The sequence below is a fragment of the Flavobacterium oncorhynchi genome, assembly GCF_002217355.1.
GTDB classification, from domain to species: domain Bacteria; phylum Bacteroidota; class Bacteroidia; order Flavobacteriales; family Flavobacteriaceae; genus Flavobacterium; species Flavobacterium oncorhynchi.
Genome location: NZ_MUHA01000013.1, coordinates 64,270 through 90,353, shown reverse-complemented (window position 1 = coordinate 90,353; position 26,084 = coordinate 64,270). Strand labels below are relative to the sequence as shown.

Genomic DNA, 26,084 nt, shown 5'->3' with positions numbered 1-26,084 from the left:
TAGAACATGAATAGGATTTTAATTAAAAATGCAAAAATTGTAAACGAAGGGTCTATTTTTGATGGAGATGTTTTTATAGAAAACGACTTGATTGTTGAAGTCGCTGATAGTATCAGTTTAAAATCATCTGATTGTATTGTTGTCGATGCCGAAGGAAGTTATTTAATCCCAGGCGCAATCGATGATCAAGTTCATTTTAGAGAACCTGGTTTAACGCATAAAGGTGATATTGAATCAGAATCAAGAGCTGCGGTTGCGGGAGGAATTACTTCTTTTATCGAACAGCCAAATACGGTTCCAAATGCTGTTACACAAGAAATATTAGAAGATAAATATCAAATCGCTGCCCAAAAATCATTTGCGAACTATTCGTTTATGATGGGGGCTACTAATGATAACTTAGAAGAAGTTCTAAAAACGAATCCTAAAAATGTTGCTGGAATTAAGATATTTCTAGGTTCTTCAACTGGAAATATGCTTGTTGACAAAGAAGAGACTTTAGAAAAAATTTTCTCAAGCACACCAATGTTAATCGCTGTACATTGCGAAGATGAGACTACTATTCAAAATAATTTAGCAGAGTTCAAAGAAAAATACGGTGAAGATGTTCCGGTAACAGCGCATAATTTAATTAGAAGTGCTGAGGCTTGTTATATTTCGTCTTCAAAAGCAGTGGCTTTGGCAAAAAGAACAGGAGCGCGTTTGCATATTTTTCACTTATCGACTGCAAAAGAAATGGAATTGTTTACAAACAAAATTCCATTAGAAGATAAAAAAATTACCGCTGAGGTTTGTGTGCATCATCTTTGGTTTACCGATGAAGATTATAAAACAAAAGGAAATTTTATTAAATGGAATCCTGCTGTAAAAACGGAAAGTGATAGAAAAGCACTTTGGGAAGCTTTGAATGACGGTAGAATTGATGTTATTGCAACAGATCATGCGCCGCATACAAAAGAAGAAAAATTACAATCTTACTTAAAAGCACCTTCAGGAGGTCCGCTTGTACAGCATGCCGTTGTTGCAATGTTCGAAGCGCATCATCAAGGTAAAATAAGTGTAGAGAAAATTGTAGAGAAAATGTGTCATAATCCGGCTAAAATCTTTAAAATTGAAAAAAGAGGTTTTATTAAGGAAGGTTATTATGCTGACTTGGTAATTGTAAATCCAAGTTTGCCTTGGAGTGTAAATCAAGATAACATTTTATACAAATGCGGTTGGTCTCCGTTTGAAGGGACAGCTTTTAAATCGAGAATTACGCACACTTTTGTAAATGGTGAAATGGTTTACAATAACTTTAAAGTAAAAGATATCCGTGCTGGAAAACGTTTATTGTTTGATAGATAAAAAAGCGAAATGAAAAATTGTTTTGTAATAGTATTAGTTATATTTCTTTCTGTAAGTTGTAAAAGAGAGGTTGTGAAACAGCCCGCTAAACTTATTGAGAAAGATAAAATGATTGATATTATGTATGATTTGTCTCTTCTAGAAGCAATGAAATATCAAAATCCAATTTCGTTAGATTCTACAGAAACAAATCCAACGAAGTTTATTTTAAAGAAATACAAAGTAGATAGTCTTCAATTTGCTCAAAATAATATGTATTATGCTGCAGATTATGAGAACTACAAAGAGATGTTTGATGAGGTTGGAAAACGATTAGCAAAAAATCAAAGAGACACAGATTCGATCGTTAAAATTGAAGAGAAAAAGGCGATGAAAGCGGTGAATCTTAAGGATAAAGAAAAGCCGAAAGATTCGATTAAAAAGACAAAGAGTCAAATAAATCTTGATTCTATAAGACGACAAATGAAACCGCAGCCAAAAAAATAATTCTATAATTTAGAAATATCTTTAACATATTGATGTACATCTGTAAAAACCGTTCCTAGAGCGGTTTTTATTTTTTCATTTGAATACAGATTTTTAGAATAAGAAGCTTTTGCAGTTGCTTTTGTAAGGCGTCTTTTTTGAAAAAATAAAGTTGAAAATATTCCGTCAGCCATCCATAGGAAATTCATAAATAAAGGTTTTGCATGACGGCTTGGTTTTTTTACTTTTAAAACCTCGGCAATTGTATCAAGAATATCTTTAAAAACAATATTGTCGGCAATTAAAGTAAAACGCTCATTTTTAATTTCACTATGCATTAATTGGCTAGAAATTTTTACAACATCATCAACGGTAATAAAACCAGTACTTCCAAGAGTGTAAAACGAAAGACCGTTGGCAACTTTTAAATACAATTCAGCGCTTCCCTGCTGTTTGTTTTTTGTTTTCGGAATTGGTCCTAAAATTACGCCGGGATTTACAATTATAACATCTAAACCTTCTTGATGAGCGCGCCATACTTCCATTTCAGAACCGTATTTAGAAATAGCATAATCGCTGTGTGGTTTTTCGGGATTCCAGTCTGTTTCTTCAGTAATGTAAGTTTCGTGCGATGCCAAATCGCCAAGTGCGGCAATAGAACTTACAAAGCAAAATTTCTTTACACCTAATGCAATCGAAAAATTAACCATATTAGCAGTTCCTTCGATGTTTATTTTTCGAAGTGCTTCTTCATCTTTTGGGTCGAATGAAATTAAAGCGGCGCAGTGGTAAACGTAATCAACATTAATAAAGGCAGTTTCTAAAGAAGGAACGTCTAAGATATCGGCTTCAAGCCATTCTATTTTTTCAAATAAAGCTTCTTTCTTGTAAAGTTCAAAAACTGATTTTGCTTTTTGAATGTTATTTTTGGTTCTGTAAATTGCCCGAACGTTTTCTCCATTTTCGATTAAATGAAGCAATAAATGTGAGCCTACTAAACCTGTTCCGCCAGTTACTAATACCATTTTGTAAATATAAGTTTTTGTTGGAAAGGTGCAAAGAAGCAGAGAGACAAAGTTGCAAAGGTTTTTTGCAAAGGTTCAAAGTTGCAGAGGAACAAAGTTGCAAAGGTTTTTTGGTTTTTGTCACAAAGGCGCTAATGCGCAAAGTTTTGATTTTTTTAAAATAATATTTGTGCCTTAACGCCTTAGTGGCATAAGTTTTTGCCATTGCCATTACCATTGATTATATTTGCGCAAAATATTTTAAAAATGAAGAATCTAGTTGAAGAATTAAAGTGGCGCGGTTTGTACCATGATAGCATGCCAGGAACGGAAGAACAATTGCTAAAAGAGGTAACTTCGGCATATATTGGTTTTGATCCAACAGCAGATTCGCTGCATATTGGCAGTATGGTTCAGATTATTTTATTGGTTCATTTAAAGAATTTTGGTCATCAGCCAATCGCTCTTGTGGGCGGCGCGACTGGAATGATTGGTGATCCTTCTGGAAAATCTGACGAAAGAAATTTGTTGAACGAAGAAGCTTTGGCTAAAAACGTTGCCGGAATTAAAAGTGTTCTGTCTCGTTTCCTAGACTTTAATTCAAAAGAAGCAAATGCTCCAGTAATGGTAAATAACTATGACTGGATGAAAGAATTCTCGTTTATTGATTTTGCTCGTGAAGTTGGAAAACGTATCACAGTAAATTATATGATGGCGAAGGATTCTGTTAAAAAAAGATTTAGCGGAGAAGGTGAAGGAATGTCTTTTACGGAATTTACATATCAATTAATTCAAGGGTACGACTTTTATCATTTGTATAAAAACAATAATTGTATTTTGCAAATGGGAGGTTCTGACCAATGGGGAAATATTACTACAGGTACAGAATTAGTGCGTAGAATGGGTGGAGAAGGAGCAAAGGCTTTTGCTTTGACAACGCCTTTGATTACAAAAGCAGACGGGTCTAAATTTGGAAAATCTGAAGGTGGAAATGTTTGGCTGGATGCTGATAAAACTTCTGTGTACAAGTTTTACCAATTTTGGGTAAATTCAACAGATGTTGATGCAGAGAAATACATTAAAATCTTTACATTCTTGGACAAAGAAACTATTGAGTCTTTAATTGCTGAGCATCAAACAGCACCGCATTTAAGAATCTTACAAAAGAAATTGGCTGAAGAAATTACGATTTTTGTTCATAGTAAAGAAGAATTAGAAAAAGCGATTCAGGCTTCGAATATCTTGTTTGGAAATTCTACTGCTGATGATTTGAAAAAATTAGATGAAGTGACTTTCTTAGAAGTTTTTGATGGAGTTCCGCAAGCTGAAATTGCAAAGGCTGATTTAGAAAACGGATTAGATATTGTAACGGTTTTAAACGAGAAAACGGGTTTCTTTAAATCAAACGGAGAAGCTAGACGCGCGTTGACTGCTAACTCTATTTCTGTAAACAGAGAAAAAATAAAAGAAGATTTTGTATTAACTGCAAATGATTTGATTAACAATCAATTTGTGTTATTACAAAGCGGAAAGAAAAACTATTTTGTGATTCGTGTTGTTTAACTGTTTAATCGGGTAATTGTTTAATCGAGCGTTGAGCCGATTAAACGATTTGACAAATCAACGATTAAACTATAACACCATCAAATTACACCCACGAATGTCAGAATTATCAAAACGTCCCAATACCTCGAAAGAGTTGTTGGGATTTTTTTTGCCTAAATCCTGGGTGGCAATAAATGAACAGGAATTTATATTGGCTAAATCAATAACGTTGATTCCGCCGGTTTTTCCATCTTTTATATAGGTTAAAGCATCTTCTGGATCACGAACTAAAATATGCATCCAAGAAGGACATTCAAATACACCTTCGCCTAAAGAATAAGCTTGCGCTAAAAGTTCTGTCATTCCGTATTCTGAATGAATTGCATTTACACCAAATCCTTTGCAAAGTTGTTCGTGGAGTTCTTCACGTATCATTTCTTTGCGTTTTCCTTTCATTCCTCCAGTTTCCATAATAATGGTATTTTGAAGGTTGAATTGGTGTTTTTCGATTAAATCTAACAAAGCATACGTAACGCCAATTAAAATTACGTTTTGACCCGATTCGTCAAGTTCAGTCAGTTTTTTAATTAAGTCGTCGTGATTGTGTAAATAAAACCCACTTTCAGGCTGATTAGATAGTTTTATTAAGTCTTCGACCATGTAAATAAGTGAAGATCCCTCACGCTCTAAATAGGACGGTAAAAGGGCTAAAACAACATAGTCTTCGATATTGCCGTAGAATTGAGAAAATCCTTTTCGGTAACTTTCTTCGTAAAGAGAAACATTGGTTACCAAATGCCTGCTTGTAATCATTCCGGTCGTGCCGCTGCTGGTAAAAGTAACTTGGGCAGGATTGGTGTTTGATACTACGTCATGGCTTTTAAAAAACTGAATAGGTAAAAATGGAATTTGTGCCAATGTTTTTACCTGCTGCACATTTGTTTTAAGGAAATCGCAAAAATCACGATATACTAGATTGTTCTCATATTGAAAGCGAAACACTTTTAGTGCTGTTTTTTCAAATTGCTTATGGCTGGAAATCGTAAATATATCGCTGGCTGTAATCAAAACTTTTTTTGTGCAAAGATATTTATTTTTTAGCGTTCAGTGTTGCCTTTTTTAGTTTCAGTATTCTTAAGTATCAAATTTCGTAAGCTATAATGAGATTGAATACTAAAAAGCAACACTGTAAACTAAAAAAAGCTCCTGATGGAGCTTTTTTTGTGTTTTATCGAATAATGAGCTTTCGGGTTGCCGTAGCATTTTGCTCGCTTATTTTTATAATGTAAACGCCGGGAACAAGATCTGAAACGTTTAGTTCTTTTGAGCTTAGATGCACTTGTAATACTCTTTTTCCTAAGATGTCAAAAATGATGATTTCTTTTTCTAAATCATTTTTTGAGGTAATATATACTTTTCCATTGACCACTGGGTTAGGGTACAAGCTGAGACCCTCAATTCCTACGGACTCTTGAGTTTTTGGTAATTGCTTACTGTCTTGTGCTGAAACACTTACAGTAAAGAAAAAAGCCAATAAAAAAATAATATAAAAGTAGTTTTTTGCCATCGCATTTATTTGGATGAGTAAATATACAAAAAAAATTACAAAAACTAAGCCAAAAAAAAACATCCTAAATTATTAGGATGTTTTTAACATTTTATGTTTTAATTGATTAGAAACCTACTGACCATCCAGCAGCCCATGTTGGTTTAGCAATACCGTTTCCAGCTCCAGTTGCAGTTGCTGATTCAGTAATTACACCAGTAACGCTAGCAGAAGTTCCATCTGTTTTCTTTCCTTTAGTTTTTGTTGGTACATCAGCAAGGAATAATATGTTTGATACTTTTAAATCTGTACCAACGAAAGCGATAGTTTCATCATTTTCAACATCAACACCAGTTGCCCAAGCACTAACTACTACGTTAGAGATTTTAGCTTTAGTTCCTCTTCTTAATTTGATAGCTTGGTTTTCTTGAAAGTTTGCTGTAGATGCAGTACTTCCAGGTCCAACAAGAGTTAAGTTTGTGATTGATGGGTTAGAGATTGGAGCAAATGCATATCCAAATTCGAAGTTATCTGCTTCAATTCCTCTGTTTCCTTTTCCGAAATCTAATTTACCATACCAGTTTTCGTTTGTTCCACTCCAACCTTCAGTCCAGTCAAATTGGTCATCCTCGTTACCGATAGAGATTAAGTTTTTTGTATTTACAGTTCCTCCGAAGAATTCAAATCCGTCGTCAGCTCCGTAATAAGCTTGTACATTTTCAACAATCGTACCTGAACCAACTCCGAAGAATGAAAGTCCGTTGAATTCTTTTTCAGTATTGAAAGCAGCACCAGCGTACTCAATTCTTAGATATTTAATAGAACCTGAATTATCATTAGCAACAGTTCCACCATAAGTTAAATCAGCAACCTCAGATGTTGCAGTAGGAGTTTTACCATTGTCACGGTTGATAGGTGCTTTTCCACAAATTACTAAACCACCCCATTTACCAGCAGCTTTAACTGAAGCAGTCATTACAACTGGTTTATCAGCAGTACCGTTTACGTTAATTTTTGCACCTTGTGCAACAGAGATATAAGATGAAGTTCCGCCTGTTCCTTCAATTACTGTTCCTGCAGGAATTGTCAAAGTAGCACCATTTTCTACTTTAATAGCTCCAGTTAATTTGTACGTTTTAGTAGCATCAAGAATTACTTCGCCATCAGTGATTTTTCCTTGAAAGTTAGCAGGATCCGCCGTAAACGAAGAAGTTGGTTTTTTTTCATCATCATTAGAAGAACAGCTTGTAAGCAAAACTCCTGATAAAGCAAAAACTGTAACGAAATTTAAAATTGATTTTTTCATAATCGTTTTAATAATTTTTTTTGTGTGTTTAATTTCTGTTGCAAAGATGGGTTAGAAATCCTTCGTAGATGTTAAGCTACTGTAATTGTTAGTTTAATAAAAAGGCTCTTCTATATTAAGTCAATGTTAACTTGTTAAGGGAATATTTTGGGTTAAAAGGGCATAAAAAAAGACAGCTGTTTGAGCTGTCTTTTTTTACTAATTCAAATATCTTTTAAGGCTTAGAACTCGTAGCTAAATTGTAAGCTTAAGTTTAATCCTTTTTTGTAGCTCAAAACACTTACATCACCTGATTTGTTTTCCTGAACTCTGTTTACAGTTGGATCAAGTATGTTTTTTACTAAGAAACCAAGGCTGTAGTTTTTGTTTAGTTTTGATTTTGCAATGAAGTCTAATGAACCAACAGCTTTGTCAACCAAATCTCCTTTTTCTAAAGTACCAATTGCATTAACGCGGTCAGAGAAATATGTATAAGCTAAAGTTGTAGTTAAGTTGCTTTTTTTGTCATTCCATTCATTGAAGAAAGATAAGTCAGCATTTAGTAACAAAGGAGAAGCTCCTGTAAATTTACCAGTAGTGTTGGTAAAAGTGGTTGGACGAGTTCCTTGTGTTTCTTCTTGAACTTTTTCGTTGTTTAATTCTTGTTTGCTATACAAATATGATACGTTGATTCCTCCGGTTAATTTTTTAGTGTTTTCACTGTCAAAATTAAAAAGTGTTTTCTTGTATTCTAATTCAGCACCTGCTACATAACCATAATCTCCAGAGTTTACGTAAGAGATATCATTTGTAGAAGAGTTGATAACCACTTCGTTGATTGGGTTTAAGATGTATTTTCCAAAACCTGTTACAGAAAGAACTTCGTCGCTGTTTGGGAAAATTTCCCATTTTAAGTCAAAGTTGTAATCATCTGAAGCGTATAAAAATGGGTTACCAATTTTTGCTTGTAAAAACTCCTCATAGATAAAAGGAGATCTTTCCTTGAATTGTGGAAGCGTATAAGTTTTACTGAATCCAAAACGTAAATTTTGTTTTTCGTTAAGTTCGTATTTTAATACCAAACTTGGTAAGAAAGCTGTTTTTTCTAATTTATCGCTTCCTCCGGCAGGATCCAACTGTGTACTCCAGTCAACATTTTGTGTAATAACTTCAGCTCTTAATCCTAAAACTGCAGTTAATTTGTTGAATTTGTATTCAGTATTTAAATAACCGCCATTGATAGTCAAATCTCCACTGTATGTTTGTGGGTCAAGTGCATTTGGAACTTCTGGTCCTCCACGGAAAGTTGAAATCGTAAAGAAGTTGTTGTCTAGATTTTGTTGGTTATAGAATAAATCCAGGTTGTTAGGATCTACGATGTCACCTGTGTGTGAAACAGGGAATGTTGTAGTTTTAAAGTTGAATTGAGTTGCTTCGAAATCTCTATTTTTGAATCTTCCGTTGTAACCTGCCGTAAATTTTCCTCTATAATCTCCATCATCATTTTTGCTGAATTTGTAGTTTACAGATAAATTTGCTGCCAATTCATTTTCTTTTAAAGTTTGGAAATAACGGTGGTTATTTGGAGCAGATTGAGAGTTAATTACATAACCGCCTTCAACAAGGTTCATTGTATTGTATGTTCTGTCTGGGATGTCTTGTTTTACAGTATTAAAAGAACCGCCCCAGTTAAGAGTACTTCTTTCGCTCAATTTATGTTCTCCCAACAATTGGTTTACCCATAAAGCTGATTTCTCATATTCATTTCTTCGGATGTAACCGTTTCCTTCGTTTGCTAAGTCAACAATATATCCTCTAGATTCTTCTTTTTTTTGTGAAGAGGTATTGATATATAAACTATTGAAGTTGATTTTGTTTCTGTTGTTGATTTTGTAACCAACATTAAACATTCCAGTAGTATTGGTGTTGTATGAAAGATAGTTGTAATCTAGGTCTTTTCCGGCAACACCTGCCGCATTAACGCTTCCTCTTGCAATACCTTGTGTTCTTGAAGCATATTCATTTGTGAAAGATGCAGTTCCAAAAATGTTGATTTTTCCAGCTTCACCAACATTGTAAGAATCACCACCCGAAATTCCGAAAGAACCTCCAATTGGTGTTTTTTTGTCGAATTGCAAAGTACCGTAATTGTATTGCGTTAAAGGATTGTTTGGAATTTCAGCTTTACTGAATCCAAAAGCGTTTGGTCCTTTTTGCAAATTAAAATTGTTTTCTCCAAGAGCATTTGTATTAACTTTAGACTCAAAATCAATTTTGAAAAATCCGTTTCCTTTGTAATCTTTTGAAACGATATCAACATTTCCTCCAGCGAAATCTCCAAAGAATTTTCCGTTGTATACTTTGTCGATAGAAACGTACTCGATAATGTCTGTTGAGAAAATATCTAAGTTGATGTTTTTCTTTTCTGGATCGTTTGAAGGAATTGGAAGTCCATTCATTGTTGTAGAGTTGTAACGGTCTCCCAAACCTCTCACAAAAATGTTATTCGTTCCTTCTTGTTTTGTAATACCAGTGGTTTTTACAACTGCATTTGCAACATCACTTACTCCTTTTTTAGAAAGTTCTTGTGCACCAATTGCTTGTTTAATGTCGACCGCATTTTTTTGTTCCAGCAAAAGAGCAGTTTCTTTTTGTCTGTTTACTGCAGCCGATTTTACCACTACATCTTTAAGAGTGAAACTTCCCGAAGAAAGTGCTTGATTTACCACTACAGTTTCGTTTGCTTTTACTGCAACTGGAGCTTCTTTAGATTCATATCCTAAAAAACTATAAATAACGATATAATTTCCTGGATTTACGCTTAACGAATATTTTCCGTCAACGTCAGTATTTACGCTAATGTTTGTACCTTTAATTAAAACATTTGCAAAAGGCAAGGCTTCGTTGTTCATTTCTTTGTCGGTTAAAACGCCAGAAATCGTACCTTTGTTTTGTGCGATTGAAATCGTACAGATAAATAATGCAATAAATAGAAATTTTAAATTGAATTTCATTTCAGTGTTGTGTTTGATTTATTTTTGTGCAAAGAAATAACTGAGCTGTGAAGTCGATGTTACGAACTTGTTATGTTTTTGTGTACTAAAGATTATCAAATTGTTACCAGATTAAATTACCGTTAACAGCAATTTTTAACGATTCATTTATTACTATATTTACCCTGTGAAATAAAAAACATCGGATATATATTAAAGAGAATTTGATGTAAAAATCTCAATTTTTGCTATTTATGAAAAAAACACAAACCAAGATTTTATTAGTTGACGACGAACCAGATATCTTAGAAATCGTTGGCTATAACCTTGCTCAAGAAGGCTATCAGATTGTTACAGCTTCTAACGGAAAAGATGCTATAGCAAAAGCTCAGAAAGAATTGCCAGAATTAATTATTATGGACGTGATGATGGCTGAAATGGACGGAATGGAAGCTTGTGAGCACATCAGAAAAATCCCTGAATTAAATAATGTTATCATAACATTTCTTACTGCAAGAAGTGAAGATTATTCGCAAGTAGCTGGTTTTGATGCTGGTGCTGATGATTATATTACTAAGCCAATAAAACCAAAATTATTGGTCTCAAAAGTAAAGGCTCTGTTAAGAAGGTTAAAAGAACAAGAAGTAGTTAGTGATACTATAAATGTTGGAGGAATCGAGATTAACCGCGAAGAGTATAAAATTATTAAAGGCAATGTAGAAATTGCGCTTCCAAGAAAAGAATTTGAATTGTTTTATTTATTAGCTTCAAAACCAGGTAAAGTTTTTAAAAGAGATGAAATTCTTGATAAAGTCTGGGGGAACGAAGTGGTAGTAGGAGGAAGAACAATTGATGTTCATATTAGAAAACTACGCGAAAAAATAGGCGAAGACCTTTTTAAAACTATAAAAGGAGTAGGCTACAAATTTGAAGTTTAAGGATTTAATATTAAGGAAACCCATATTGATGATATAAGTTCATTTAATTTGTGGTTTACCTACATTCACAATAATTATCTTTGTCAAAGTTCTGAACTTTGACAAAGATTTGCTTTTTTTGGTTCTTATGTAAATGCACACCATTAAGTTTTACTTTTAAATAAACTTATATCACTTACATGGTGAAAAAATAATCTGTTAATGGTTTAATATTTTCAATGAAAATTAATTTTAAAAAAACATACAAGTTTGCTGTAAAATCGGCATTATATATAAGTCTATTTGCAACAGGATTTGTACTCATATTGATGTCTTTATTTTATAAAGGTCAATTGAAACACCAAATTGCATTTGGCATAATTTTTTTAATCTCAATTTACATCTTCTCATTTCTGGTTTTGCAATATCGTGTAGAACGTTTTATATATAGAAGAGTAAAAAAAATATACGATGAGGTTTCGCTGTTAGAATCAACAACACTTATCAATCAGCCAATAACAACTGATATGGAAACGCTGTCGCGAGAAGTAAAAAAGTTTGCTACAGATAAAAAGCTGGAAATCGAAATGCTCGAAATTCGAGAGCAATACCGCAGAGAATTTCTAGGAAATGTTTCGCACGAATTAAAAACACCATTATTTACCGTTCAAGGTTACGTTTCGACTTTGCTTGATGGAGCAATGGATGATAAAAATATCCGAAAAAAATATTTAAAACGTGCCGAAAAAGGAGTTGAACGATTAATTTACATTGTTGAAGATTTAGATATGATTACCAAATTGGAATCTGGTGATTTAAATTTGATGATTACAGATTTTGATATTGTAGAGCTCATTCATAATGTTTTCGATTTGTTAGAAATGAAAGCAGACAAAAAGAAAATTAAATTGGCTTTTGAAAGTAAAAATGTACAATCCGTAATTATTCGAGGTGATAAAGACAGGATTCAACAAGTTTTAGAAAATCTAATTGTAAACTCGATCAAATACGGAAAAGAAGGCGGTTTAACAGAAGTTGGTGTTGTCAATTTAACCAAGAGAAAAGTTTTAATACGTATCAGTGATAACGGAGAAGGAGTTGAGAAACAAAATATTCCGCGACTTTTTGAACGTTTCTATAGAGTTGATAAAAGCGGTACTCGATCAGAAGGAGGTTCTGGTTTAGGTTTGGCGATCGTAAAGCATATTATTGAGGCGCATAAAGAGAAAGTTTATGTAGAAAGTGAGTTCGGAATTGGTTCAGAATTCTCTTTTACGCTCGAAAAAGCGCTTAAAAATCAAAAAGCTGACGTTAAAAAATTGTAATTGAGTTTTTGTCAAACGTCCTAAAACAAAGGTGTTTAACAATAAATCAACATTCGGATTTAGTCCATAACAATAAATTTTTATTATAGTAACATCTGGTTAATGATTTCTTAACATAGGTGATACATCTTTGCATTCTGAAATTAAGGGATTTAAGAAAGAATGATAAAAAGAAAAATAATTGCAGTTTTATTACTGTTGACTTGGGCATCAAATGCACAAGATTTGAACAAGCAAGAAGTAAAAAACGAAGTAATTCGTATTTTAGACTCTATCAATAAAGCGAAACTGCCAGATACTAAATCGGGAGTCAGCGGTGAGGAACATTGGTACGACAGAATTTCTTTAAGAGGTTATGCGCAAATTAGATACAATGGATTGTTCTCTACAAACGATAAAGTTTCCTGCGAACAATGTGATAAATCTTGGGGAACAACTTCTACAGCTCCAGACGCAAAATCAAACAACGGACTTTTTATTCGTCGTGCACGTTTAGTGTTTTCAGGACAGGTCCATCCTAATGTATTCTTTTATTTTCAACCCGATTTTGCGAGTTCTCCAAGTACTGGAATTCAGAATTTTGTGCAAATTCGTGACTTGTATTTTGATCTTTCCTTTGATAAGAAAAAAGAATATCGCGTTCGTGTTGGACAGAGTAAAATTCCATACGGTTTCGAAAATATGCAGTCAAGTTCGCAGCGTTTAGCCTTAGATCGTAACGATGCGATGAATAGTGCCATTTTGAATGAGCGTGATTTAGGTTTGTTTTTTTATTGGGCACCTGCCGAAATTAGAAAACGTTTTGAAATGCTTGTAAAAGACGGATTTAAAGGATCAGGTGATTATGGAGTTTTTGCTTTTGGAGTTTACAATGGGCAAATAGCAAATAAACTAGACGGCAACAGAGATTTAAATGTCGTGGCCAGGGTTACTTATCCTTTTGTGATTGGAAGTCAAATTATAGAGCCAGGAATCCAAGCATACACAGGTAAATGGGCTTTTACAGGTGAAATTTCACAGGGAGTAAAAGTTAATGATCCACAATATGTGAAAGATCAAAGAGTAGGAGCAACTTTTGTTTTATATCCAAGACCTTTCGGGATTCAGGCAGAATATAATGTAGGAACAGGACCTCGTTACAATACCTTAACCAATACTGTTGATGAAACTGACTTAAATGGAGGTTATGTTTTATTGAGTTATAAACTCGATTTTAAAAAACAGCATCTTTATCCTTTTGCAAAATTTCAATATTATGACGGAGGTAAAAAATATGAAAAAGACGCCAGAAGTTATGTCGTAAGAGATTACGAAATAGGTATCGAATGGCAGCCAATCAAAGCATTAGAATTAACTGCCGAGTATGTAATTGCCGATAGAACTTTTGAGGACAGTGCGCTTCCAATAAACAGACAACAAGGAAATTTACTGCGATTGCAAGCTCAGTTCAATTTCTAAAAAAATTAGTCTTCAAAAACTGTAAATAGCGCGTCCCAGTCTATTTCATCATTAAATTGAGACAAACCTTTAAACGACTTTACCTTTGATAAATCATCAATCGTAAAGTCGTCTTGCATTGCATAAGGTACAAGATTTTCTTCCTGAAGTTTTACCGCCAGATATTCCTGTTCATATTGTCCCGGAGTTGGAATAAAAAAAGCTTTTTTACCCAGTTTAGCCAAATCCATAACAGTTGTATAACCAGAACGACATAAAACAAAATCACTTTCATTAAAAGTCTGTTCTAATTGTTTAGAATTCATAAAGTTGTAATAAGTAACATTTCCAGCCTGCCATTTGGTTTGTGTTTTTTCCACAATTCCCTGAACAAAAACCACTTTTCCTTTGTAACCCGCTATTTCTTTTTGAAGTTTTTCATCCAAAAAAGTACGCTGCGGTTCTGGTCCTGATAAAATAATCATCAAATCGTATATCTTAGGCGTTTCCTTTTTACGCATTCTGCTCAAAGGGCCAATGTATTTAAGATTTAAAGCATTGCTTTTAAGATGACCTAAATCGCCGGTAAGATTTGTTTTTTCATTTGAATCCGGAACCCAGCACTGCGAATATTTTTTTATAAAATGCTGATGACATTTACTCGTAAACCAAGTAGTGTTTCCTGTCATCACATTCAACTGATGCGTCATAAAAACAGAAGGCACTTTTTTACTAAAAACCCCCAATCTATTATCAGAAATTATTCCGTCAATACCATGTTTTTTAATCCAGCCGTTCACCATTTTTTTCTCATCTAAAATAGCAGCAATCATTTTTGGAAGGTTTTTAATTAACTTCCATTTAAAATTTTTACCATTTTTAGCATATTCAATGTGGTAAGAAGGCAGTTCCAGTGTTTGTATATAGGGAAATTCTTTTCGCAGCAAAGCCAGTGCAACACCATCTGACGCAATAATAGGAATAAAATTGTTTTCCTGAAGCGCCTTAATAATTGGGATGCATCTTGTGGCGTGGCCAAGTCCCCAGTTTAATGGAGCAACTAAAATTGTTTTGTTAGCAGAATAGTCAATGCTCATAGTTTAACGCTTTTTGCAAACGAAGATAAAGAAATATGTTTTTTATGTTATTTCGCACATATTACTAAATTATTAACTCAATATTTTATTTAAGGTTCTAAGAGGCTGAGGTACTAAGGTTCTAAGAATTTATTGCTTAAAAATAAAAAAGCCGAACATAAGTTCGGCTTCAAAGTCTCATATCTTAGTATCTTAGTCCCTCAGAACCTCAGTACCTTTTTCTTAATCCTGAATATAGGTTTTATTACCATTTTTGTTGATATAGTATTTACCACCTCTTGGCCCAGTATATACTTTTTTACCATTGTATTCACCAGTAACCTTATCAGCTACTTTTGGTGCTTTTTCATTCGTTTCTTTTAAAGTTTTTGTCGCAGTCTTTTTAGCTGCAGTTGCATCTTTTGTCGCTGTTTTAGCTGCGGCATCAGCTTTTGCAGTCGTTTTCTTTACATCAGCTTTTGTACTTTCAGCTTTAGCGGTTGTTTTTTTAGCAGCGCTTGCTGTTTCCTTTTTTGCTTTAGCAGTTTCTTTGTCTGCTGTTTTTTTTGCAGCTGCAGTAGTTTCTTTTTTCGCTTTAGCGGTTTCTTTTTCTGCAGTGGTTTTAGTTTTCGCAGCCTTATCAGCTGTTTTCTTAGCATCAGCAGTAGTTTTATCAGCTTTCGCTTTAGTCTTTTTAGCAGCCGTTTCGGTTTTGCTTTTAGCCGCTTTAGTTACTGTTTCCTGAGCGTAAAAATTAGTAGATAAAACTACTATGAAACAGAGCAATAATAATTTTTTCATAAGATTTTAGTTTAAATAGTATTATAAAATTAAGCAATTAATTCTTATGTTTTTTGTTAACCGCTAAAAATATGCTCTAAGCTGCACGTTGCCTGTATGCACAGTAGATCCAGCCTCACTTTTACGTCCTTGATAGTTTAAATTTACATCTAAAAACTGTGTAATATTCTTTTGCAGAAGCAGTTTCCAAACTAAATTTTGTCCCGCCTGCAAGCCTTCAAGCATTTGAAATCCTACCGATGAAAACTCATTCCCGGTAAATTTATTTTCATAAAAAGAAAACTCACCATTTAAAGTTACTTTTTTCTCTCCAGCAAAAGAAAATGAAGTTCCCAGACGGTTTTGCATTAATGTTTCAAAATTGCCAATCTGATTTTCCTTGTTTTGAAATTCATAGAAAAAATCTAAACTAGTATTTCTTGAAAATAAATAACTGATTTTTGGCGCAAGCTGATATCCTTTTAAATCATAGTTTTTTTCGACAAAATCTGCAGAGATCAAATTAGTGCTTATTGTTTTTGTAAAGAAATTAAACAACCAGCTTTTTTGATACAAATGCGTGTATTGCAATTGATGCGAATTGTTTTTGACATTCTGTGAGCCAATTGAAAGTAAACTTTTTCCGTTATTGATAAGATACGAATACGTAACAGAATGTTTTTGTTTGCCTCGATTGTAGAATAAACTGTTTCTAAAACTCGAATTCAAACCCAGAATATTTTCATCTGAAGAATAAAAAGGATTTAACTCCAGATCACCTTCACTTTTCACTTTTCGATCCATGATAAAAGAAGTTTGATTGTAGAAATAGGATATGATTTTCTTAAATCCTTTTTCATTTTGCCATTGCAGCGGATTCAGTACAACAGATTGTGAAAATTTATTTTGATTGGTTTTGATGTAAACACGATTCGGTAAAAAGATTCGAATAAACTTTGCCTGATCTGGAAAAGCCGCAATTTCAAATTCTTCCAATTCCTGAATCCCATTACCATTATAATCATTCCAAGTATAAACGCCTTGCCCGGCAGGAACTTCAATATAAGTGAATTCTTGTTGAGCGATGGTTCCAGAACTGGTTTCATAAGCACTGCTTATTTGCATAAATTGGTTAAAGAATCGATCGTTATAAAGAATCCTAGAGTTTAAAGATGGCTCATTTTTTCGGTTAGAATCTGTAAAATCAAGATTTCGATAACTAGCATAAACCGCCAAATCAGTTTTTTTATTTTGAATTAGCTTCGATTTTAAATAGTAAGTCTGCGAGTTATTTACATGCTGTAAAACCCCGTTTTGCAAACTGTCATTTCTTCGTTGTAAATATCCTAGTTCAACAAAAACCTTTGTACTATCTCCGCGTCCGACAAAAGCACCATATTCAGAAAATCGCTGGCTTATCGCCGAGAACTGATTAGTAATTTTATCTTTTTCCTGATTATCTTCAAGCTGCATACTTGCTCCAATCCAGTTTTTGCCAAAATGATATTTAGTTCTAGTTTGATTTCTAATAAACTTTGAAGTCGATGCCGTTGCATCACTATTTAAAAAACTGCCTTGATTCTCGATTGTCCAATTTTTAAATTTGAATAAAGCGGTCGTGGTATGGCGAGCTCCCGAATAACTTTCGGTAAAATCCAATTTCTCAAATTGATAAGTAAATAATCCAATATTAGAAGTCTCTTTTTTGGCAAACAAATCAAAGTTTAAGCCCGTAACCAGTAAACTTTGATTTCCTAAAAGTGCTGTGTTTAAGTTCCAATCCCTATTAAATTCGATGTTGTACAAGCGTTCTACAGATCTAAAATCTTTTTGAACAAATTGATAATCAGCAAAACCATCTAAAGTCCAATTTCTTGTAAAAAGACGTTTTTTAATATTCGTTTTAAAAGCAATGCCTTCGTTATCAGAATCGTCAATTGAAGAAAATAAATTTTTGTCGTTATTGCTCATGGCAATTTCAAAATCAACCAATGTTTTTTCGTTAGGATTGTATTTTCCTAAAAAAGTCGCCACCTGAATTTTTATTGGAGCGACCAATTGTACAATAGGTTCATAGTTTCCTTGCGGAGTGCCATTTATAGGCGGAACATATTCATAAATTCGTTCAACAGAAGTATTATTTTGAATGATATAATTTCCTAGATTATTACCCACAAGACTAAATTTTACATTGTATAAAACATCCGCTGGATTTTTTGAGTACTCATAATATTCTACAGAATTGACACTGTTTTTTTTGTATAATATTTTATTGTCAGCATAAGCATCTTCATATGCCGATGGAGCTTTCATTAAGTTTTGATTATCGCCCGCCTGCGCCAAAACCTGTACTTGTTCTGTAGAAAGATTTTGCTGTAACGGCTGGTTTTTCATGTCATTTTCAGAATACAAATAACCGCCAAAACTCCAGCTTTTGTTTTCATGCGTTGCGCCTGCATAAGTCACTAATCGGTTGTAATTGCGCTCAGAATATTGATATTCAACATTGATACGCATTTCTGAAGTTATCGTAAAAAGAGAAGTAAAAACAATTTCACCTGCATTATAGTCAATTACATAATCGTTGTTTTCACCTCTTTTAAGCAAAACACCATTTACATAAACGCGCTCTGAACCTGAAATTACCAAAACATACAATTCGCCATTCTGACCCTTAAGTTTATACGGTCCTTGATTTCCTTCCTGACCTGTAAAAGTACTTTTAGCATATTGGCCTTTTACAAACGAAACCGACGCAAAAACATTAGTCTTACTTTTTTCAGTATCAAAATCGAAACTGGCAGAAAGTCCTTGAACTTTTTTGTTGAAACTCAAGAATTGTGTTTTCCGATTTTCTAGAAAAACATCACCCGCCCGAATGTTCCAGTCATCCGTAAAAAGTTCCATAAAAATATTGTCAAACTGATCTAGTTTTTGAGAATAACCGCCATCTTGAAGTGGAATATTATTGTCTTGCAGCGAGGCACGCAAACTAACTTTGTCGGATATTTTTCCGGTAATTTGTAAATCTAAATTAGAGTTTAAAACCGTATTTTGATTATTCCCAATTGTTACACCTCGAGTAATACTCCCAGAAGTATTTAAACCGTCAAATGGAGTGGTTTTTTTAATATTGGAATTGTCAATTTTGTATAATTTTTCAGAATCAATATCATTGCTTACCACTTGACTGTCTTTGTAGAAACCATATTCTTTTGTTAGGAAATCAGGATAATTGAGATAATTGACAATTAAAGTATCTGAAGCAGAAGTGAATTTTTCATTTAAAAGTAATGTCCCTTTTTGAAAATCTATTTTATAAAAAACAGTATCTATAGGTTGGTTTTTGGAGTTTAAAAGCTCAAAAAAACTGGAGTTTATGCTGAAAGGTTCGAGATGAATAGTGTCTTTTGCAGCAACGACTTTTTTTGTTTTGTACAGTGATTCAGTTTCCTGAGCCTGAAGCCCAGAATACCAAAACAATATCACAAAAAACACTAGTTTTTTCAGCATAAACACTTTGACTCTCAAAAATCAAAAGTAGTATTTATAATCGGGAATTATTACTTCGAATATTACAGTTTGAAGTGAATTAATTAAGGTAGCGACCTAAGGTAATAAGAACAGCCATTATCGCTAATAATACAAAAACAGAATTAGGATTTGCAAAATTGGTGGTCCAGCCAAACTCTTTAATTTTCTTTGGAGGAAAGATTCTTTTGTCTTCTGGGTTATAATAAAAAATACCCCAAATCCAATTATTAGGATCTTTGATCCATCTTTCTTTTGTTTCTTCTGAAGGTTCGTTGTTGTTTTCCATGATTTTGGAATATTTGATCTTGTTTGATGTTTTTCTGTTAGAGTTATAAAATTAGTTAAATATTTTCAGCTATAAGAATAATCGCATTTCCTATTATAATTAAAAAAGAAAGAAACCGAAATCATTTTTTTTTAGCTTTGTCAGAATAAACAAATTTGAATAATGGATACTGGTAAAGAACTTTTATTTTTTTTTAGTGCATTGGGAGCTTTCAATGGAATTATTTTGAGTATTTATTTTTTCTTTTTCACGAAGAAAAAATATTTGACAAATTACTTCTTAGGAATGCTTTTGTTTGCATTAAGCGTAAGAATAGCAAAGTCGGTATTTGTTTATTTCCATCCAGAACTGCCAAAATTGTATTTACAGTTAGGACTTACGGCTTGTTTTTTTATTGGACCCTGTTTGTATTATTTTCTAAAATCTGCCGTTGATGAAGTTACGATTTTACCCAAATCTTGGAAATTGACACTTTTGTTTTGGGGAATTTTAATTGCAGTCGTTGGAATAGTATATCCATACAAAACGTATCCAGAACTTTGGGGTACTTATTTTATCAGAACTATTTATTTTCAATGGTTTGTTTATATCCTTTTTTCTGCTTTTACCATTAGAAATATTTTAAAGAAAATCATCAATATAAAAGAAAAAACAACTCCGGCGGAAATATGGTTTGGAATGCTTTTTCTGGCGAATTTTTTACTGTTCCTTTTTTATTTTTTAGCAATTATGGGAGCCAGAGCAGCAGTTTATATTGGCGGAGCAGTTGTGTTTTCGTTTATTTTGTATTTGATAATTTCGATTCTTCTCTATCGAAAAAGAACAGATGATTTATTCTTATTGTACGGACAAAAAGCTTCGGGAAAGAAAATGGAAGAATCTGAAGCCGCCCTTTTACTTGAGAAACTCCAGAACAAAATGATTGAGAAAAGTTTGTATAAAAATGCAAATTTGAGCTTACAGGATTTATCAAAAGAATTAAATGTGACGCCGCATCAATTGTCTCAGTTTTTGAATAATAATCTGGGAAAGAATTTTACAAGTTATGTAAATGAATTGAGAATAAATGAAGCTTGTATAATAATAAGGTCAAATGATAAATTGACTTTAGAATCTGTTGGTTATGATGTGGGTTTTAATTCGAAATCGACATTCTTTGCCGTCTTTAAAAAACATACAGGAACTACACCTTTAAACTATCAGCTTCAAACTTTACAGGCTTAACAGAAGTATTAATTTATAAATTCGTACTCCTGATTTCGCTTTCGCTTACCTCTTTTCGTGGTTTAGAGCTGACTTTTGTCTCTGCAAAAAGTCAAATCTTAATCATTAAATTTTATGAGGTTTTTAATTCTGGTTCTCGTTTACCTATATTGTTTTCTTTTTAATAGTGCATTTTTAAAGGCACAATCTATTCGAAAAATTTCTGGAAAAGTGGTCAATCGTAATAACGAATTGATGATGGGAACAGCTGTTGTTTTGTCTGTTCGTGATTCCTTGATTATAAAACAGCAGGATTTTTTAGACGGAGTTTTTCAATTATCTGATATTAATCAAAAAGAAGTAATTTTAAAATTGACTTCAGCAGAATTTACAGATAAGCATATGAACATAAATTATTCAAATGCCGAAAATATCGATTTGAGCTCGATTATAGTTTTAGAAAGCAACAATCAGTTAAACGAAGTAGTCGTAAAAAGTCAGCCGTCATTGCTTAAATACGGTGCAAACGGAACAATCGATGTTAATGTAGCAGGAACTGTTCTGGCAGCGAGCAGTTCTGTAAATGAATTGTTAGGGCGAGTTCCAAATGTTGTAGTTGCCGAAGGACAAATAAGCGTTTTGGGCAAAGGTGAAGCAATTATTTATCTCAACGGAATCTTGATAAATTATGAACGTTTTGCAGCGATTCCAGTTTCGCAGATTGCAAAAATTGAAGTAATTTCAAATCCATCAGCAAAGTACGATGCCGAAGGAAAAGCAGTTGTCAATATTATTACAAAACAAAACATCGAAAATGGTATAATGGGAACGGCAAGCCAGCATGTTACCGTTTCTAAATTTGCAGGAACAAGCACCAATACCCTTTTAGATTTTAATTATACGAAAGGTAAATTTTCTTTTATAACCAATTACGGATTGCAATTGGGCAAAGGTCGAGAATTGTTGTATACCACCAGAACGCGTCCAAATCCAGATGTTTTTATGAAGTCTGCTCTAACTACAGATTGGCAAAGGCAATTTAATAATTACTCAAATTTTGGAGCTGGAATTCAATATACTTTTTCGAGGAATAGTTATATTTCGCTTGCTTATAGTGGTAATATTGAAGATTTAGGCGGAGCAGTAAAAAGCAGAAATTCAATAACGAATAATTCTGGGAATAGTTTTTATGCTACAGATATTGCCAAAAATGATGTGCTGCTGAATCAGTTTATTAATTTGAATTATAATCTGATAACAGACCCCAAAGGATCGTCATTGTTTATAGGAACACAATATTCGAATTACAACGGAACGGTAAGAGATTTTATTGAAGAAAATAGTGTTGTTGAGGAAAAAGATGGAAAAAGATTTCTAAAAAATGATGTTGGAAGCACCATTAACATTGTAATGTCACAAGCCGATTATTCGAAAAAAATTAGTGATAAAACCAAACTTGAACTTGGAGCCAAATTTAGTTATGCTGCTATAAAGTCTGGAACTGATTTTTTTATTGCTAATACCGATGATTTTGAATTAGACGACACTCTTTCGAGTGATTTTACATACAAGGAAAAGATTAGCGCGGCTTATTTTAATTTTGGAAGTATGCTGGGTGAAAAAGTAAATTTTTCTATTGGAGCAAGGGTAGAAAGCACAAGTTATGATTTGTATACAAATGCAAATGGGGTTCAGAAATTTGGTAAAGATTATGAGAATTTTTTTCCAAACCTACTTTTGAATTTTAATTTATCAGAAGACTGGAAAGCACATTTTTCGTATGTTTCCAGAATTACAAGACCTCGTTACCAAGCTTTAAATCCTTATGTTATTTATCAAGATCCATTTACGACAATAGAAGGAAACCCGAATTTGCTTCCTGAAAAAACGCATGCTTTTGAAATTGGTACGATGTATAAAAAGTTTGATTTTAAAATTGGGTACACATACAAAATTGATCCAATTTCGGGCGCTGCATTACGGGGCGACACGCCGAATAGTTATATTTTAAGGTCTTTAAATATCGAAAAAGAACATACTTTTTTTACGTCGATTTCGAGGTCTTTCAATGTGAAATGGTGGAATTCTACAAATACGGTAAGTATGAATTTAAGCAAATCAGTCGATAATTTTTATGAATATGCCATGGGTCCCGTTAAACCTCAAATTTATTTGTATTCAAATAATACTTTTACGATTCCTGATCTTTTCAAAATTCAATTATTAGCTTGGTATCTTGGCGATAAAAGTTATGGATTGCGAAGTGAAAATCCGCGTTCAACCGTTACGCTGGGTATCGAAAGAAACTTTTTTAAAGAGGCGCTAAGACTAAATTTTACGGCGAATGATATCTTTCATAAGTTTATGGTTTCTGGTGATTACGAAGTGGGGCAGACTCAAATTTATTACCACAGAACCTATACTACAAATTATTTTAAACTAATAGCGACTTATAGTTTCGGGAATTCAAAAAAGACAACTTACAAGAAATCTGAAATTGAGCAGACAGAGAATAATAGGGCGAGATAGAGTTTATTTAATATGGTTTATTAGAAAAGGTTAAGCTTTTACTTATCCAAATCATATTCACTACTATTATAACCATGTAGTATTCACTATTTTTTATTATTCTGCTTTTTGTTATATCTAAGAAAAAGAAGAAAAGCTACCGCCATTATTGCTGCGACATATAGTTTTGGTTCATATCGGGCATCAATTATTTTTTGAATCGAAAATGGTTCTCCTTTAAAGAAAAATATCCAAAACATTCCTAATAGAACTGTAGGACTATAAAGATACTTATTGAAAAAAATAACTGCTTTTTGAATTTTAAATTTCATTTTAAAAAATAAATTAAAAACCGTTGCTTTAGTTTGATATTGCATTTAGTTTTTTTTCAGTTTTATATATGACGATTCCAAAACTTACCACTAAACAGGAAACTATAGATAAATCTATTGTTGTAGTACTTCCATAAATAAAATATAACAAGACTTGGAATAAAAGTAACAGAGTCAATAAAATTATTAAAAGATGTGCGCTGTATTTTTGCGCGAAATTCCAATTTGATTTGTTTTTTATAGAACTCATTGTTCTGTATCCATAAAAAGAGTTTATTTTTTTTGGAGGAAACAATTTAAATAAAATTATTATAATTAATGAAATGAGAACTACAGGGTTTTTAATTATCAGAGTTATAATTTCCATATTTTTATTTAATGTTTTTTGAGAGCTTCATTTTCAAATGTATAAAAAACAGAGAAAACTGACAAACTTTAAATCTCTATAGAAAACGTATCAAATATTTAAATAGAGCCAGGAACTTAAAAAGGCTTCACTTTATTGGTGAAGCCTTTCTAAAAATATATTTGAATTGAAATAATTACCTTTTACAAAGTATTAATTTAGTTCTTTAGTTACAATTTGCATGGTTTCGCGGCTGACTTGTTTTAGTAAAACTTCTTTGTTTGTTTCAACAGTCTGTGCAGCATCTTCTGTAAAGTGACGGATCGTATATAAAGTTACATTTTCGCTGTAATCTACTTTGAATTTTTTCGAAAGAATAGCGTTCAAATCACCGAAATTTCCAAATTTATCTTCCACACAAACAGAGAAACTAATCGCAGAATTCTGAATCAAGTTTACTTTGATTTTGAATTCATGGAATAACCCAAAAATCTCACTGATGTTTTCTTCCATAATAAATGAAAAATCAATCGAAGAAAGAGAAATTAAAAGTTGCTCTCTTTTTACGATAAAACAAGGATATTGCGGTTCAAGATCAACACCTTTAGAAACACAAGTTCCTTTTAATAATGGGTTGATAAATGATTTTACGTATAAAGGAATTTCTTTTTTCTGTAATGGTTGCAACGTTTTTGGGTGAATAACCGTCGCGCCGTAAAAAGCCAATTCGATTGCCTCGCGATACGAAATTTGGTTCAACAAACTTGCATTTTCAAAATAACGCGGGTCAGCATTCATAACTCCTGGTACATCTTTCCAGATCGTTACACTTTCGGCGTTTAAGCAATAAGCAAAAATTCCTGCCGTATAATCAGAACCCTCACGACCTAGAGTCGTAGTGAAATTATTTTCATCAGCACCTAAAAATCCTTGCGTGATGTTTAAGATTTTTCGAGGTACATTTTTGCTGATAAGCTGCTGTGTTGCTTCCCAATCTACTTCAGCATCTCTGTAGTTTGCATTTGTTTTAATGAAATTACGAACGTCCAGCCATTGCGTTTGAATGCCCATGAAATTCATAAAATGACTTAAAATAGTAGTCGAGATTAATTCTCCAAAACTTACAATTTGATCGTAAACAAAATTATAATTTGGAGATTTATTATGCGCTAAGAAATATTCTAATTCTGAGAATTGCGCATTCACAGCCGTAAAAACCTCGTGTTTTTCATCTTCAAACAAATCCAATAAGATTTGGTTGTGGTATTTTTTTATTTCTTGTACAGATGAATTCAGCTCTGCCGATTTATCAAAATAATTCTTGATAACAACCTCAAGAGCATTTGTTGTTTTTCCCATTGCCGAAACAACCAAAATCACATCTTCATAACCTACTTTTTGTAAAACGTCGTATACGTTTTTTATTCCTTCGGCATCTTTTACAGATGCACCACCAAATTTAAATACTCTCATTTTTAATTTTAGATTTTTAATTTTTTTTTCGCCACGAATTCACGAATTATTTTTTTCTAATTTTTGCGAATAAAAATTCGTGAATTCGTGGCGATCTGTCACAGATTTTAAAATCCTTATAATCTGTGGCTAAGTATTTTTTATAATTTTTCTAAGAACGTATTAATTCCTAACTCATCCATTTGAACAACCTGCCAGCCGTCGAGAATTTTTGCACCTGAATTCTCGTAAAATTTTACAGCAGGAGTATTCCAATCGAGAACATTCCATTCAACCCTTCTCACATTGTCCCTTTTGCCTTGTCTCATTATTTCGGCATACAATGCAGAACCAAGACCAGTACCCCGCATTTTCTCTTTTACAACTAAATCTTCTAAGTGGATTGTTTTTCCCTTCCAAGTCGAATAGCGATAATAGTACAATGCAATTCCAACTATTTCCTTTTCATTTAAATCATTTGTAATCTCAGCTACAAACACATGAAAAAGCGGTTTTTCTCCAAATCCATCACGTATTAAATCCTCTTCAGTTATAATAACCGCATCAGGTTCATTTTCGAATATTGCCAGTTCCTGTATTAATCCCAAAACATATTTCATGTCTTCAGGATTCCCTTTTCTAATATTCATAACTATCCTAATTTTATTCTTTTACCGCTCCTATATAATATTGTGTCTTTGTC

At 33.0% G+C, this 26,084-nt stretch carries 20 protein-coding genes; 8 read left to right on the top strand and 12 right to left on the bottom strand.

Annotation, left to right across the window (positions count from 1 at the left end):
* Positions 1–6: 6 nt before the first annotated feature.
* Entirely contained in the window at positions 7–1,347 is a 1,341-nt protein-coding gene (locus B0A75_RS10905) for a dihydroorotase (protein WP_089054306.1), read from the top strand.
* Between the two features lie 9 nt (positions 1,348–1,356).
* Positions 1,357–1,833 (top strand): DUF4296 domain-containing protein, encoded by a 477-nt coding sequence (locus tag B0A75_RS10900; RefSeq protein ID WP_089054305.1) that lies wholly within the window; start codon positions 1,357–1,359, stop codon positions 1,831–1,833.
* Between the two features lie 2 nt (positions 1,834–1,835).
* On the opposite strand, the gene B0A75_RS10895 is transcribed toward B0A75_RS10900, so the two are convergent.
* Entirely contained in the window at positions 1,836–2,837 is a 1,002-nt protein-coding gene (locus B0A75_RS10895; RefSeq protein WP_089054304.1) for an NAD-dependent epimerase/dehydratase family protein, read from the bottom strand.
* A 246-nt stretch (positions 2,838–3,083) separates the two neighbouring features.
* Between B0A75_RS10895 and tyrS the strand changes: the two genes are divergently transcribed.
* The gene (gene tyrS / locus B0A75_RS10890) at positions 3,084–4,379 is read left to right on the top strand and encodes a tyrosine--tRNA ligase (RefSeq protein ID WP_089054303.1); all 1,296 of its coding nucleotides are present in this window, start codon (positions 3,084–3,086) and stop codon (positions 4,377–4,379) included.
* 69 nt (positions 4,380–4,448) lie between these two features.
* On the opposite strand, the gene B0A75_RS10885 is transcribed toward tyrS, so the two are convergent.
* The 4 genes from B0A75_RS10885 to B0A75_RS10870 all read right to left on the bottom strand — a co-directional run bounded on the left by B0A75_RS10885 (position 4,449) and on the right by B0A75_RS10870 (position 10,206).
* Positions 4,449–5,429, bottom strand: coding sequence for a LuxE/PaaK family acyltransferase (locus B0A75_RS10885; RefSeq protein WP_089054302.1), 981 nt, complete (start codon positions 5,427–5,429; stop codon positions 4,449–4,451).
* 160 nt (positions 5,430–5,589) lie between these two features.
* The gene (locus B0A75_RS10880) at positions 5,590–5,928 is read right to left on the bottom strand and encodes a T9SS type A sorting domain-containing protein (RefSeq protein ID WP_089054301.1); all 339 of its coding nucleotides are present in this window, start codon (positions 5,926–5,928) and stop codon (positions 5,590–5,592) included.
* A 106-nt stretch (positions 5,929–6,034) separates the two neighbouring features.
* Positions 6,035–7,213, bottom strand: coding sequence for a hypothetical protein (locus B0A75_RS10875; protein WP_089054300.1), 1,179 nt, complete (start codon positions 7,211–7,213; stop codon positions 6,035–6,037).
* A gap of 221 nt (positions 7,214–7,434) precedes the next feature.
* Positions 7,435–10,206, bottom strand: a complete 2,772-nt coding sequence (locus tag B0A75_RS10870; protein ID WP_089054299.1) for a TonB-dependent receptor — start codon at positions 10,204–10,206, stop codon at positions 7,435–7,437.
* 233 nt (positions 10,207–10,439) lie between these two features.
* Here B0A75_RS10870 and B0A75_RS10865 point away from each other — a divergent pair, with 233 nt between their 5' ends.
* The 3 genes from B0A75_RS10865 (at position 10,440) to B0A75_RS10855 (ending at position 13,885) form a co-directional block, all read left to right on the top strand.
* Positions 10,440–11,123, top strand: coding sequence for a response regulator transcription factor (locus B0A75_RS10865; protein WP_089054298.1), 684 nt, complete (start codon positions 10,440–10,442; stop codon positions 11,121–11,123).
* A 218-nt stretch (positions 11,124–11,341) separates the two neighbouring features.
* Positions 11,342–12,427 carry a sensor histidine kinase gene (locus tag B0A75_RS10860; RefSeq protein WP_089054297.1) on the top strand — a complete coding sequence of 362 codons (1,086 nt, stop codon included), beginning with the start codon at positions 11,342–11,344 and terminating at the stop codon, positions 12,425–12,427.
* Between the two features lie 162 nt (positions 12,428–12,589).
* A complete protein-coding gene (locus tag B0A75_RS10855) occupies positions 12,590–13,885 on the top strand; it encodes a porin (RefSeq protein WP_089054296.1) in 1,296 nt (431 codons plus the stop codon).
* A gap of 5 nt (positions 13,886–13,890) precedes the next feature.
* On the opposite strand, the gene B0A75_RS10850 is transcribed toward B0A75_RS10855, so the two are convergent.
* The 4 genes from B0A75_RS10850 to B0A75_RS10835 form a co-directional block, all read right to left on the bottom strand.
* Positions 13,891–14,961 carry a glycosyltransferase gene (locus B0A75_RS10850; RefSeq protein ID WP_089054295.1) on the bottom strand — a complete coding sequence of 357 codons (1,071 nt, stop codon included), beginning with the start codon at positions 14,959–14,961 and terminating at the stop codon, positions 13,891–13,893.
* 222 nt (positions 14,962–15,183) lie between these two features.
* Positions 15,184–15,741, bottom strand: coding sequence for a hypothetical protein (locus tag B0A75_RS10845; RefSeq protein ID WP_089054294.1), 558 nt, complete (start codon positions 15,739–15,741; stop codon positions 15,184–15,186).
* A 63-nt stretch (positions 15,742–15,804) separates the two neighbouring features.
* Positions 15,805–19,233 carry a hypothetical protein gene (locus tag B0A75_RS10840; protein ID WP_089054293.1) on the bottom strand — a complete coding sequence of 1,143 codons (3,429 nt, stop codon included), beginning with the start codon at positions 19,231–19,233 and terminating at the stop codon, positions 15,805–15,807.
* Between the two features lie 79 nt (positions 19,234–19,312).
* A complete protein-coding gene (locus B0A75_RS10835; RefSeq protein ID WP_089054292.1) occupies positions 19,313–19,540 on the bottom strand; it encodes a DUF5808 domain-containing protein in 228 nt (75 codons plus the stop codon).
* 162 nt (positions 19,541–19,702) lie between these two features.
* Between B0A75_RS10835 and B0A75_RS10830 the strand changes: the two genes are divergently transcribed.
* Together B0A75_RS10830 and B0A75_RS10825 are read left to right on the top strand one after the other, a co-directional pair.
* Positions 19,703–20,764 carry a helix-turn-helix domain-containing protein gene (locus tag B0A75_RS10830; RefSeq protein ID WP_089054291.1) on the top strand — a complete coding sequence of 354 codons (1,062 nt, stop codon included), beginning with the start codon at positions 19,703–19,705 and terminating at the stop codon, positions 20,762–20,764.
* A 114-nt stretch (positions 20,765–20,878) separates the two neighbouring features.
* Entirely contained in the window at positions 20,879–23,272 is a 2,394-nt protein-coding gene (locus B0A75_RS10825; protein ID WP_165765115.1) for a TonB-dependent receptor domain-containing protein, read from the top strand.
* Positions 23,273–23,611: 339 nt separating this feature from the next.
* Here the strand turns inward: B0A75_RS10825 and B0A75_RS20850 are convergent, their stop codons facing one another.
* From B0A75_RS20850 to B0A75_RS10805, 3 genes are all read right to left on the bottom strand, one after another.
* Positions 23,612–23,950, bottom strand: coding sequence for an SdpI family protein (locus B0A75_RS20850; protein WP_089054289.1), 339 nt, complete (start codon positions 23,948–23,950; stop codon positions 23,612–23,614).
* Positions 23,951–24,142: 192 nt separating this feature from the next.
* Entirely contained in the window at positions 24,143–25,402 is a 1,260-nt protein-coding gene (locus B0A75_RS10810) for an aspartate kinase (RefSeq protein ID WP_089054288.1), read from the bottom strand.
* A gap of 140 nt (positions 25,403–25,542) precedes the next feature.
* Positions 25,543–26,031, bottom strand: coding sequence for a GNAT family N-acetyltransferase (locus tag B0A75_RS10805; protein WP_089054287.1), 489 nt, complete (start codon positions 26,029–26,031; stop codon positions 25,543–25,545).
* Between the last annotated feature and the right edge of the window lie 53 nt (positions 26,032–26,084).

Excerpts from the sequence above, each read along its gene's own strand:
- B0A75_RS10865 (WP_089054298.1), top strand. The coding sequence starts at position 10,440 with ATGAAAAAAACACAAACCAAGATTTTATTAGTTGACGACGAACCAGAT.
- B0A75_RS10895 (WP_089054304.1), bottom strand. The coding sequence starts at position 2,837 with ATGGTATTAGTAACTGGCGGAACAGGTTTAGTAGGCTCACATTTATTG.
- B0A75_RS10875 (WP_089054300.1), bottom strand. The coding sequence starts at position 7,213 with ATGAAAAAATCAATTTTAAATTTCGTTACAGTTTTTGCTTTATCAGGA.
- B0A75_RS10805 (WP_089054287.1), bottom strand. The coding sequence starts at position 26,031 with ATGAATATTAGAAAAGGGAATCCTGAAGACATGAAATATGTTTTGGGA.
- B0A75_RS20850 (WP_089054289.1), bottom strand. The coding sequence starts at position 23,950 with ATGGAAATTATAACTCTGATAATTAAAAACCCTGTAGTTCTCATTTCA.
- B0A75_RS10855 (WP_089054296.1), top strand. The coding sequence starts at position 12,590 with ATGATAAAAAGAAAAATAATTGCAGTTTTATTACTGTTGACTTGGGCA.
- B0A75_RS10905 (WP_089054306.1), top strand. The coding sequence starts at position 7 with ATGAATAGGATTTTAATTAAAAATGCAAAAATTGTAAACGAAGGGTCT.
- B0A75_RS10845 (WP_089054294.1), bottom strand. The coding sequence starts at position 15,741 with ATGAAAAAATTATTATTGCTCTGTTTCATAGTAGTTTTATCTACTAAT.
- tyrS (WP_089054303.1), top strand. The coding sequence starts at position 3,084 with ATGAAGAATCTAGTTGAAGAATTAAAGTGGCGCGGTTTGTACCATGAT.
- B0A75_RS10835 (WP_089054292.1), bottom strand. The coding sequence starts at position 19,540 with ATGGAAAACAACAACGAACCTTCAGAAGAAACAAAAGAAAGATGGATC.
- B0A75_RS10825 (WP_165765115.1), top strand. The coding sequence starts at position 20,879 with ATGAGGTTTTTAATTCTGGTTCTCGTTTACCTATATTGTTTTCTTTTT.
- B0A75_RS10840 (WP_089054293.1), bottom strand. The coding sequence starts at position 19,233 with ATGCTGAAAAAACTAGTGTTTTTTGTGATATTGTTTTGGTATTCTGGG.
- B0A75_RS10880 (WP_089054301.1), bottom strand. The coding sequence starts at position 5,928 with ATGGCAAAAAACTACTTTTATATTATTTTTTTATTGGCTTTTTTCTTT.
- B0A75_RS10810 (WP_089054288.1), bottom strand. The coding sequence starts at position 25,402 with ATGAGAGTATTTAAATTTGGTGGTGCATCTGTAAAAGATGCCGAAGGA.
- B0A75_RS10860 (WP_089054297.1), top strand. The coding sequence starts at position 11,342 with ATGAAAATTAATTTTAAAAAAACATACAAGTTTGCTGTAAAATCGGCA.
- B0A75_RS10850 (WP_089054295.1), bottom strand. The coding sequence starts at position 14,961 with ATGAGCATTGACTATTCTGCTAACAAAACAATTTTAGTTGCTCCATTA.
- B0A75_RS10830 (WP_089054291.1), top strand. The coding sequence starts at position 19,703 with ATGGATACTGGTAAAGAACTTTTATTTTTTTTTAGTGCATTGGGAGCT.
- B0A75_RS10870 (WP_089054299.1), bottom strand. The coding sequence starts at position 10,206 with ATGAAATTCAATTTAAAATTTCTATTTATTGCATTATTTATCTGTACG.
- B0A75_RS10900 (WP_089054305.1), top strand. The coding sequence starts at position 1,357 with ATGAAAAATTGTTTTGTAATAGTATTAGTTATATTTCTTTCTGTAAGT.